The following is a 9,585-nucleotide window of genomic DNA, read 5'->3' as shown; positions in this document are numbered from 1 at the left end:
AAATCAACGGTGGAGGCACCGAGCTCAGGAACGGGCTTGTAGGCCCCAGGAGACTCCGGGCTCTCCACCGAGACCGCGCCCGCAACTCTACGCCGACGCGGCCGTCTCTTGATACAAGGAGGCTGCGCAGCAGCCGTCTCGAAGGATGGGCCACAGACACGGTGCTCGCGCGCACCCTTCGAGACGCGGCCTTGCGGCCGCTCCTCAGGGTGAGGTTGTTTTTAAGTCGCCAGCAGGTTCAGCTTCCTGAGCAGTTCCCGCTCCTGCTCCATCGTCCTCGCCATCTCCGCCTGATAGGCCGGTCCGTCGAGCAGCAGCAGCGGCTGGTCCATGTTCTCCAGGAACTCGAGATGCTTGGGCTCGCCCGCGGCCTCGCGGAAGGCGTCGGCCAGGATTTTCACCACCGCGGGGTCCATGCCCTTGGGGCCGATGAGACCGCCCGGACTGTCGACGGCGATTTCCAGGCCGAGCTCCTGGACCGTCGGCACGTCGGGGAAGCGCCTGGCGCGGCTCTTGGTGAAGACCGCGAGCAGGCGCAGCTTGCCCGACATGACGAGCGGCGCCCAGCCGGAGGACTCCGAGGCGAAGTCGATCTCGCCGCCCATCAGCGCGCGCAGCGTGTCGGCGGTGCCGCGATAGGGTGCGTGCGTCCAGCTGAGGCCCTGCTTCAGGCCGAGGCTCTCCATCGCGAGATGCTGCGTCGAGCCGGCGCCCAGCGTGCCCCAGTTCAGCTTGCCGGGATTGGCCTTCGCATAGGCCAGCAGCTCGGGCAGCGTCTTCCACGGCGCGTCGGGGCGCACGACGACGCCCATCACGAAGCCGGTGATCTGCAGGATGTAGGTCAGGTCCCGGATCGGGTCGTACTTGAGCGAGGCGTTCACCATCGGCTGGCGCAGCACGCTCATGTGCATCTGGCTGATCGTGTAGCCGTCGGGCTTGGCATCCTGCAGCGCCAGCGCGCCCAGCACGCCGGCCGCACCGCCCTTGTTCTCGACGATCACCGGCTGGCCGAGCTTCTTCGCTGCGGACTCGGCGAGGATGCGGAAGCCGGCATCGGCCGGACCGCCGGCGGCCCAGGGGATGATCAGCCGGATCGGCTTGTCGGGGAACTTGGCCTGCGCGCGCGACGGCGCGGCGAGGCTGAGCGGCAACAGCGCGGCGCCACCGAGGGCGGCCCTTCGTGTCAGGCGGATCATTAACGTCTCCCCAATAGCTGGCCTTCCCCGGCCCTTCCCCACACGCAGGCTATCGCCGCGCGCGGGCGGCGTCACGGGCGCTGCAAGGAGCGGGCCGCACAAAGAAAATCGGCCGGCTTTGCGGGCCGGCCGATTCGATATTCCCTCGCTCGGGAGCGATCAGGTCTGCTGGATCGCCGAGAGGATCCAGTTGCCGCCCTGGCTGCGCAGGAAGGTCCACACTTCTGTGGCCTCGCTACGCACCTGCTCGTTGCCCTCGACCACGCGGCCGTCGGCGACGTTGCGCATGACGTCGATCATGCTGAAGCGCATCGCGACCGTCGCGTAATCGATCGGGCCCTCGCTCCAGGCCTCGGACAGGTCGCCCTGCTCGAGCTTCACGTCCGTGACCTTGTTCTCGACGCCGCGGCTCGCGTTGGCCGACAGCTCCTGCGAGAAGTAGCCCAGCATTTCGGGCGTCACGAGGCTGCGCAGCCTGGCGAGGTCGCCCGCGCTGTAGGCGGCCTGCACGTCCTTCAGCAGCGCCTCGAAGGCATTGTAGTCGGCCTCGAGGATGGCGAGCTGCGGCGTGGCGAAGCCCGACGCGGCGCCGGCACCGGCACCGCCCAGCATCGACTGCAGGCCGGAGCGGGCCATCGGCGTCGCTTCCGGCTGGGCCGAATTCGGCGACGGCGGAGTGCCGCCGCCGGCACCCGCGCCCGCGAAGGCCGCGGCGGGCGTGCCGTTGCGCGACTTCCACCAGCGGACGGCGAAGTAGACGATGCCGCCGATCAGGGCGATCTGCAGCAGGAAGCCCAGCATGCCCGCCAGGCCGGCGAGGCCCGCGCCGAAGCCGCCGCCGAACAGCATGCCGATCAGGCCGGCGCCCAGCATGCCGCCGAGCAGGCCCGACAGGAACGGATTGCGCTGCATGAAGCCGGGCTTGGCGCCGGCCGCGGCGGTGTTGGCCGGGCTGGCCGACGGGCTCTTCTGCTGCGGCGTGGTGCTGCGCTCGACCGGCTTGGAGGTCGGCGCGGTCTGGGTCGGCGCCGGGGCATCGCCCGACTTGCTGCCGCGGCTGCCCGAGCCGCTGCCACCGCCCGCGCGCGCGTCGGCGGGCGACGGCGCCAGCGACGGCACCGCAATGATCAAAGCCGCGAGGATCGCGAGCCAACGAAACCTGGTCATCTGGACATCCCTGTTGCCACCGGGTTCATCCCGGCATTTTGCACTCGTTATGTTAGGGGTCTCGGGCCGCAATTCAAGGGCGCAACCACGCCTCGCGACGAGCCGTTTGCGCATTCATGCACAGACCATTTTCCGCCCCGATCACGATCCTGGCGCTGGCGCTGTTCCCGGGAACGGCTGTGGCCGAAGGCTGCCTCGACAAAGTGCGCGAGCTGGCCCGCAGCCAGAACATCTCGACGGATCCGCCGACCGCCTCTCCCGACAAGGCGCCGGGCGCGCCCGGCCAGGGCACGGGTCCGGGTGTCACCTCGCGCGACCTCGGCCGCTCGGGCGGCGTGATCGAGCCGCCCGCCACCCCGGACCGCTCGGTCATCAAACCACCCGCAACCACCGACAGCCGCATGCCGACGATGCCCGACGTCACGCCCAAGCAGGCGGCGCCGGCCTCCCCGGAGGCCGGCAAGGACGGGGCGACGAAGGACCGAGCCGCCGACCGGACCGCGCTACAGGCCCTGCTGGTCGCCGCGCGCGCCGAAGCCGAGCGTGGCCAGGAGGCCGGCTGCCTCGACGCGCTCGAAAAGGCCCGGAAGCTCCTCGAGCGCGCGGAAAAGTGAGGCGATCCAGCTCACGTTCTCGAGGTCGATCGGCCCCAGGGCGAGGAAGAGAGCGAGCCCCGCGACGGCCAGCGCCGCCGCGACCGTGACGCGCCGCGCCGTCGTGTTCGGGCGCGCCGGCACCACGCGATAGAGGACGCGGCCGCCGCGCAGTTCGACGCGTTGCGCCACACGGCGTCGCCGGCGCGGCTCCGGCTCGCGCGGCAGCAGGATCTGGCGCACGGACACGGCATCGGGCGCCGACTTCTTCACCCAGCCGTCGGCCGCATCGGCCCGGGCGCTCTCCAGCGCCACATGCGCATCGGGCGCGGGCTCCTTCTCCTCACCCTTCCACGCGTGCGGCAAGGCAAGCGCCAGCTTCATCATGGTGAAGACCAGCCACGCGGTTGCGAGCGGCAGGCCGACGCGAAAGACAAGGTGCGTATCGGGTGTCGTCCAGGCCCAGACGCTGGTCGCGCCGCCGGCGACCATCATCGCGATGCCGGCAACGACGACGGCCACCGCGGTGACGCGGAAGAGGAGAAGCGACGACATGCGATCAGCTAAAGCGGCGTGGCTTCAGCGCGTCAACAACAACAGGATCGCCGCATAGTGGATAGAAGCGGCGAGCAGCACCGAAGCATGCCACAGCGCCTGCTGGTACGGCAGCCGACTCGACAGATGGAAGATCGTGCCCAGCGAATAGACCACGCCGCCTGCGAGAAGCAGAAGCAGCGTCGTCGGTTCGACGGAAGCCAGCAGCTCGTCGATCGCGAGCACGCCGATCCAGCCCATCAGCAGATAGAGCAGCACCGACAGCGATTCGATACGGCGGGGCTGCAGCAGCTTCGCGGCGATGCCGAGGGCCGCCATGCTCCACATCACCGCCGTCAGCCCGCTCGACCACGGCTCCCGCAACTTCAGCAGCGTGAGCGGCGTGTAGGTGCCGGCGATCATCACGAAGATCGCGGCGTGGTCGAGGCGGCGCAGCCACTCGCGGCGCGGACTGGTGATCCGCAGATTGTAGGCCGCCGAGCAGCCCAGCATCGCAAGCAATCCCGCGACATAGACGAGGACTGCCGCCATCCGCCCCTGCCCCGGCGACTGTGCCGCCACGATCACCATCGAGACCGCGCCGACGATGCCCAGCAACAGGCCCAGCGCATGCACCGCCGCGTCGGCGCGCAGAGGACGATCGAACGTCGGTTCCGCCATGACGCCACGATGCGGTCGCGCGCGACCGGCGGCAACGGCTAGAATGGCCGCAACCGTTCCGGAGGAACCCGAAGATGAGCCCGTCCGACATCGCCTACACGCCGATCCTGCCCGAAGGCTGGCCCCGCCCGCGCGGCTTCTCGCATGCCGTCGTGGCCACCGGCACACGCAGCGTGCGAATCGCCGGCCAGCTCGGGCGCGAACCCGGCCAGGCCAGCATTCCCGCCGACGCCGATGCCGGCGCACAATGGCGCATCGCGCTCTCCAATCTCGTCACCGTGCTGAAGTCGGCGGGTGGCGAGCCGCAGCACCTGGTGGCGCTGCGCGCCTACGTGACCGACATCGCGGAGTTCAACGCCGCCGGCGCGGCGGTCGGCGCCGCCTGGGGCGCCACGCTCGGCCGTCATTTCCCGGCCATGACGCTGGTGCAGGTTTCGGCCCTGATCGATGCCAACGCCAAGGTCGAGATCGAGGGCGAGGCGATCCTGCCCTGATGTAAACGTTCGATACCGCACGGAGCGGGCGCTTGTGTGGAGGCGGAAATGCAGGCAACGGCTTCCTGACACATGCCGATCTCCAGTCGCTTCGTCGTCACCTCCACGATCCTTCTACTGGGCGTGGGGTTGCTGACTCTGCTGGGGATCGTCGGCACCACGATCTGGCTGGGCCAGCGGGCCCAGGTCTACTTCGCGCTGGTGAACGAGGCGCGAACCACCCGCGCCGCGGCGGTCGAGCTGCGCAGCGCGCTGCAGACGGCCGAGTCCAGCCAGCGCGGTTTTCTCGTCAGCGGCAACGAGATCTATCTCGCGCCCTACGACAGCGCCAAGGGACAGGCCGAGCGGCAGCTCGAGACGCTGCGCCAGGCGCTCGCTGGCGACCGCACCTGGGAACCGCTGATCCGGCGGCTGTCCGCCGTCGTCGCCGAGAAGATGCGGGAGATGGATGACACGATCGCGCTGCGTGCCAACCTGCGCGACGCCGAGGCGATGGCGCTGCTGCGGAGCAATCGCGGTAAGGCGCTGATGGACGAGGCCAATGTCTTTCTCTCCGGCATCATGCGCGCCGCCGAGGAGCGGTTGTCCGACGGCATCGCCGAGCAGCGCGAGAACGCCGTGATGCTGCGCTGGGTCTCGATCGTCGGCGGTCTGGTCATCATCCTGGTGGTCGCCGGCGTCGCCTTCACGGTCGTGCGCTACGCCCAGGAGATCGCACAGGCGCGCGACGAGGTGCGCCTGATGAACGCCACGCTGGAGGACCGCGTGGCGCGCCGCACCGCCGATCTCGCGCAGGCACGCGACCGCGCCGAGGTGCTGCTGGCCGAAGTGAACCATCGCGTGGCCAACAGCCTCACCCTCGTGGCCTCGCTGGTGCGTCTGCAGGCGAACGCCCTCACCGACCGCGCGGCGCGTGCGGCGCTCGACGAGACCCAGGCGCGCATCCTCGCGATCTCACTGGTCCACAAGCGCCTCTACAGTTCCGGCGACGTGCGCTACGTCGAGCTGAACGAATACCTGTCCAGCCTGATCGAGCATCTGGAGACCTCGATGCGTGCCGAGGGCCGCGGCGGCATCGCGGTCCGCCACGAGCTGGAGCCGCTGCAGCTGCGCACCGACGCCAGCGTCAACTTGGGCGTCGTGGTGGCCGAGTGGCTGACCAACGCCTTCAAGTATGCCTATCCCGAAGGCGCCGGCGAGGTCCGCGTGAAGCTGAGCCGCCGACACGACGGCCGCGGCGAACTGGTGGTCGAGGATGACGGCGTGGGACGCAAGGAGGGCGGCGCGCCGAAGGGTACCGGCATCGGAACGCGCGTCGTGAAGGGCATCGCCCAGACCATGCGCGCCGAGGTCCACTACCTGCCGCGCGAACCCGGCATGGCCGCCCAACTGATCTTTCCGCTGTCGATGGACTGACCTACAGTCGCCACAGACGGACGCGTCGTCGGGGGTAGACGCGGCCATGCGAAGAGGATCGCGGGGGCATATGATTTCGGGGCGGACTCTGCCGGGCCTTGTTGCCGCGTGCCTGCTGGCCGCGAGCCCGATGGGGCACGCCCAGAGCCCGACGCCTCCGGGGCCGCAGGGCATCGTGGTCCCGACCGTCTTCCCGCCGTTCGACGCCAACGCGCCGACCTGCACGCCGCCACCGGGCCTCCACCGGGTTCTGGCCTTCGCACAGGACAACGAACGCGAGTTCATGCAGGGCGTCGCCCGCGGACTGGCGCTCGCCGCCCGCGACCGCGGTCTCGAATACCGGATCGCCCTCGCGCGCAACGACGCGGCGCTGATGATCGAGCAGGTACGACAGTTCCGAAGCGCCGGCGTCGGTGCCGTTGTCACCGCGCCCGTCGATCCGGCGTCGCTGGCGCCCAGCCTGCAGCAGCTCATGTGGGGCGGGAGCTATGTCGGCGCCGTGGTTCCGCCGCCGGCCACCGAGATCCTGAACGCGCCGCAATACCTCACGGGCAAGGTGCTGGGTGACGCAGCGGCGGCGTACATCCGCGACCGGCTGCGCGGCCGCGCCAAGGTCGTGCTGCTCACGCACGACAGCCTTCAGTTCCTGGCGCCCCGCTTCGTGGCGATGCGCGACTCGCTCAAGACAATACCCGGCGTAACCATCGTCGCCGATCTGTCGCCACAGACGGTGAACAAGGAAGGCGGCAACGCCGCCATGCGCACCATCCTGCTCGCCCATCCGACGGTCGACGTCGTGCTGGGCGCCGATACCGTCGTACTGGGCGCGCTCGAAGCCCTGCGCGCGGCCGGCAAGGCGCGCAACGACCAGTTCCTGGGCGGCATCGACGGCGAGCCCGAGGCCGTCGCCGAGATCAAGAAGGGCGGCCCCTACAAGGCCAGCATCAGCCTCGCCTCCCCCATCTTCGCCTATGCGCTGGGGCAACATGCGGCCGACTGGCTGGAGGGCAAGAGCGTGCCGCAGGCCATGGACATCCTGCCCAGCGCCCTCTCGCTCGCGAACATCGCGCGCTACGAGGCCGACGTCGCCGATCCCGGCAGCGTCTATCGCGACCCCGTGCGGCGCGCCGAGTATCTCAGGATGTACGGCAACATCTGCTACGACACGCGCGACCAGTACGTGAACTTCCCCTGGTCGTCGGAGCGACGGCCCTAGCCGCCACCGCCCATGCTGAAGCCACCACCCGTGTTGCCTCCGGTTCCCGGCCCCGTGTTGCCACCCGGCTGAGTGCCCCCCGTCGAACCGCCTGGCTGGGCAGGTGCGCCGCCGCCGACCGGCCGCGATGCATTGGTTGTTGTGACGGCCTGATTCGCGACCAGCTGCAGATAGGCGAGCCACGGCGCCAGCTTCGATGAGGGATCGGCATAGGGAAGTGCCTGCGCGTTCAGCGTCTTCACGGCCGCCTCGATCAGCACCTTGTCGCCCGGGCCGATGACGTTGCCCGTCGTCTGCGTCTGCTCGAACAGCGCGAGATAGGCCTGCAGCGTATTGGGGGGCAGGATCACCGGTTCGAGCGGAGCGGCGCCGCCGGCCGGCACGAAGATCTGCGAGCCGTAGCGCACGGCGCGCTGCGTCCCCGCCGCGTTGCTCGCGGTCATGCGGTCGCCAAACAGGAAGGTCGCGGTGGTCGAGCCGTCGGCGCTCACCGTCACCGTCGCGATTCCACCGCGGACACCGATATGGGCACTCGGGGTGCGGATGATGACGTCGCTCTTCTTGCTGATCGCACCACCCACGAAGCGGAAGGCGCCCTTAGTGACGCTGATGGTGAGATCGCCGGCGGTGCGATTGGGATCGTAGACGAACTTGTCGATCACGAGGTCGCTGTTGGCGCCGACCGTCAGGCCGGAACCGTCGAGGAAGACGAGATGCGCGCGATCCGCTGCACCGGTCGTCACGCGCTCGTTGCCGACCACGTCGATGCCGACGCGTAGGGTCCGCGTGGGCATCGCCGGCGGGGTTCCGCGCGGATCGCCGCTCGCCGCGGTGGTCACGCCCACGTTCTGGGCCGAAGCGGACGTCAAGGGCGCCGTGGACAAGGCGAGCGGCAACAGGACCGACAGAAAAACAGCGCATGATTGCCGTGGGGACATTTACCGCTCCCTCAGAATCGCCAGCCAATGCCCAGAAGGCTGCTGAACGAGTTGAAGCTGTAGTTGTTGATTGAGGCGGAACGTTGGAAATACGTGGTCTGACCTACCAGGGTCAGACGGTCGTCCAGCGGCACCGACAGGAGCAATCCAAGATTGACGTCCGTCTGGCTTCGAACGGTGCCGGGCTGGATGAACGGGTCGGGCTGGTCGTAGGTCGCGAAGGCCAGCGCCGCATTGCCTGCTAACGTCCACTTGCGACCGTTGATGCCGACCGGATCCTCGAACCGCAGCGTCAGCGAGCCGCCCAGGCCCGCCTCGCCGTAGCTCTGGAAGCCCGTCATCGCGATGTATCGCGTGTAGTTGCCGCCCAGGGACGCTTCCAGGCTGGGCGTCAGCTCGGCACGGAGGTTGGCCGCCACCGTTCCATTGTTGCCGGAATTCTGGGAATTGAACGGCACGACCGCGTTGTCCACGAAGTCGCGCCGCTGCCCCAACACCACGATTCCCGCGCGCATTTTGTCGGCCACCGGCACCGAGGCTTCGAGACCGGCGCCCCACGCCCAGTAGGTCGGCAGGTTGCCGACCGTGATGTAGCGGCCGCTGACGAACGGCTTGAGCTGCACGCCGCTCAGCGGGCCGTCGATCAACTCCATGCGCGGTCCGATGCCGAGGTCCAGCAGCATCACATCGGCGGCGGTCACCTGGAACTGCTTGGCCGTGTAGAACGAGAAGTCGGTTTCCAGCGTGCCGCTGTCCTGCCGGCCGAAATCGTAGCGGTGGCTGAGCGAGGCGGCGCCGATAAAGGCAAAGTCGCTGCGCCGCTGAAAGGTCGGATCGGGCACCACGGTCGCGCCGTAGGATTGCAGCGTACCCGTCGGCAGGCTGGCGGGATTGTCGGAGTAGCGGATACCGGCCACGAACTCGCCCGTCAGGCGCGACGGGCCCCAGCGCCGGTCGATGTCCCGGATGAACTCGGACGACCGTTCGGCGATTTCCTTGGTCGCCTTCGCGGAGCTGCGCGCCTGGTCGAAATAGGTGCGCGCCGCATCGTAGGACCTGAGCTTGTAATAGAGGACACCCAGCTCGAATTTCACCCGCGGCTGGTCGGCGTCGATGACCAGGAACCGTTCATAGGCGGTGATCGCACCTTCGTAGTCCTCGGCCGCTGCGGCGGCCTGCGCATACTTCAGCAGGACCTCGGCATTATCCGGCTGGCGAAGCGTCTCTTCGAAAGCCGCACGGTACGATGCGCGCCTGGCATCTGTGACTTGTGCAAGAGCGGCGTTGGAGAGCGACAGCGTCGCCAAAAGAAACGATACACGTAGAGCAAGGCGCATCGGCAACCGCGTA

At 68.9% G+C, this 9,585-nt stretch carries 10 protein-coding genes; 4 read left to right on the top strand and 6 right to left on the bottom strand.

The window, feature by feature from the left end:
* Positions 1-221 precede the first annotated feature (221 nt).
* On the bottom strand, positions 222-1,196 hold the full coding sequence (locus LJ725_RS22080; protein ID WP_230553101.1) for a tripartite tricarboxylate transporter substrate binding protein: 975 nt from the start codon (positions 1,194-1,196) through the stop codon (positions 222-224).
* Positions 1,197-1,355: 159 nt separating this feature from the next.
* Positions 1,356-2,363: a Tim44 domain-containing protein gene (locus LJ725_RS22075; protein ID WP_230553099.1), complete on the bottom strand. Its 1,008-nt coding sequence runs from the start codon at positions 2,361-2,363 to the stop codon at positions 1,356-1,358.
* Between the two features lie 116 nt (positions 2,364-2,479).
* Here LJ725_RS22075 and LJ725_RS22070 point away from each other — a divergent pair, with 116 nt between their 5' ends.
* Positions 2,480-2,977, top strand: a complete 498-nt coding sequence (locus LJ725_RS22070; protein ID WP_230553097.1) for a hypothetical protein — start codon at positions 2,480-2,482, stop codon at positions 2,975-2,977.
* Here LJ725_RS22070 and LJ725_RS22065 read toward each other — a convergent pair.
* Both LJ725_RS22065 and trhA read right to left on the bottom strand, forming a co-directional pair.
* On the bottom strand, positions 2,867-3,511 hold the full coding sequence (locus LJ725_RS22065) for a hypothetical protein (protein ID WP_230553095.1): 645 nt from the start codon (positions 3,509-3,511) through the stop codon (positions 2,867-2,869). The two genes, LJ725_RS22070 and LJ725_RS22065, sit on opposite strands and share 111 nt — an antisense overlap.
* A gap of 24 nt (positions 3,512-3,535) precedes the next feature.
* Positions 3,536-4,171 carry a PAQR family membrane homeostasis protein TrhA gene (trhA, locus tag LJ725_RS22060; RefSeq protein ID WP_230553093.1) on the bottom strand — a complete coding sequence of 212 codons (636 nt, stop codon included), beginning with the start codon at positions 4,169-4,171 and terminating at the stop codon, positions 3,536-3,538.
* A 74-nt stretch (positions 4,172-4,245) separates the two neighbouring features.
* Between trhA and LJ725_RS22055 the strand changes: the two genes are divergently transcribed.
* The 3 genes from LJ725_RS22055 to LJ725_RS22045 all read left to right on the top strand — a co-directional run bounded on the left by LJ725_RS22055 (position 4,246) and on the right by LJ725_RS22045 (position 7,297).
* Positions 4,246-4,665 carry a RidA family protein gene (locus LJ725_RS22055; protein WP_230553092.1) on the top strand — a complete coding sequence of 140 codons (420 nt, stop codon included), beginning with the start codon at positions 4,246-4,248 and terminating at the stop codon, positions 4,663-4,665.
* Between the two features lie 72 nt (positions 4,666-4,737).
* On the top strand, positions 4,738-6,081 hold the full coding sequence (locus LJ725_RS22050) for a sensor histidine kinase (protein WP_230553090.1): 1,344 nt from the start codon (positions 4,738-4,740) through the stop codon (positions 6,079-6,081).
* 70 nt (positions 6,082-6,151) lie between these two features.
* A complete protein-coding gene (locus LJ725_RS22045; protein WP_230553089.1) occupies positions 6,152-7,297 on the top strand; it encodes a sugar ABC transporter substrate-binding protein in 1,146 nt (381 codons plus the stop codon).
* Here LJ725_RS22045 and LJ725_RS22040 read toward each other — a convergent pair.
* Together LJ725_RS22040 and LJ725_RS22035 are read right to left on the bottom strand one after the other, a co-directional pair.
* Positions 7,294-8,136: a FecR family protein gene (locus LJ725_RS22040; protein ID WP_230553088.1), complete on the bottom strand. Its 843-nt coding sequence runs from the start codon at positions 8,134-8,136 to the stop codon at positions 7,294-7,296. The two genes, LJ725_RS22045 and LJ725_RS22040, sit on opposite strands and share 4 nt — an antisense overlap.
* 110 nt (positions 8,137-8,246) lie before the next feature.
* Positions 8,247-9,572 carry a tetratricopeptide repeat protein gene (locus tag LJ725_RS22035; RefSeq protein WP_230553087.1) on the bottom strand — a complete coding sequence of 442 codons (1,326 nt, stop codon included), beginning with the start codon at positions 9,570-9,572 and terminating at the stop codon, positions 8,247-8,249.
* Positions 9,573-9,585 lie beyond the last annotated feature (13 nt).

This window comes from Reyranella aquatilis, from assembly GCF_020880995.1.
Classification (GTDB): Bacteria; Pseudomonadota; Alphaproteobacteria; order Reyranellales; family Reyranellaceae; genus Reyranella; species Reyranella aquatilis.
The sequence above is the reverse complement of the archived record's forward strand: the minus strand, read 5'-3'. Positions and strand labels throughout refer to the sequence as shown.

Bases quoted from the DNA above. Each gene is read 5' to 3' on its own strand.
- LJ725_RS22080 (WP_230553101.1), bottom strand. From the start codon at position 1,196: ATGATCCGCCTGACACGAAGGGCCGCCCTCGGTGGCGCCGCGCTGTTG.
- LJ725_RS22075 (WP_230553099.1), bottom strand. From the start codon at position 2,363: ATGACCAGGTTTCGTTGGCTCGCGATCCTCGCGGCTTTGATCATTGCG.
- LJ725_RS22070 (WP_230553097.1), top strand. From the start codon at position 2,480: ATGCACAGACCATTTTCCGCCCCGATCACGATCCTGGCGCTGGCGCTG.
- LJ725_RS22065 (WP_230553095.1), bottom strand. From the start codon at position 3,511: ATGTCGTCGCTTCTCCTCTTCCGCGTCACCGCGGTGGCCGTCGTCGTT.
- trhA (WP_230553093.1), bottom strand. From the start codon at position 4,171: ATGGCGGAACCGACGTTCGATCGTCCTCTGCGCGCCGACGCGGCGGTG.
- LJ725_RS22055 (WP_230553092.1), top strand. From the start codon at position 4,246: ATGAGCCCGTCCGACATCGCCTACACGCCGATCCTGCCCGAAGGCTGG.
- LJ725_RS22050 (WP_230553090.1), top strand. From the start codon at position 4,738: ATGCCGATCTCCAGTCGCTTCGTCGTCACCTCCACGATCCTTCTACTG.
- LJ725_RS22045 (WP_230553089.1), top strand. From the start codon at position 6,152: ATGATTTCGGGGCGGACTCTGCCGGGCCTTGTTGCCGCGTGCCTGCTG.
- LJ725_RS22035 (WP_230553087.1), bottom strand. From the start codon at position 9,572: ATGCGCCTTGCTCTACGTGTATCGTTTCTTTTGGCGACGCTGTCGCTC.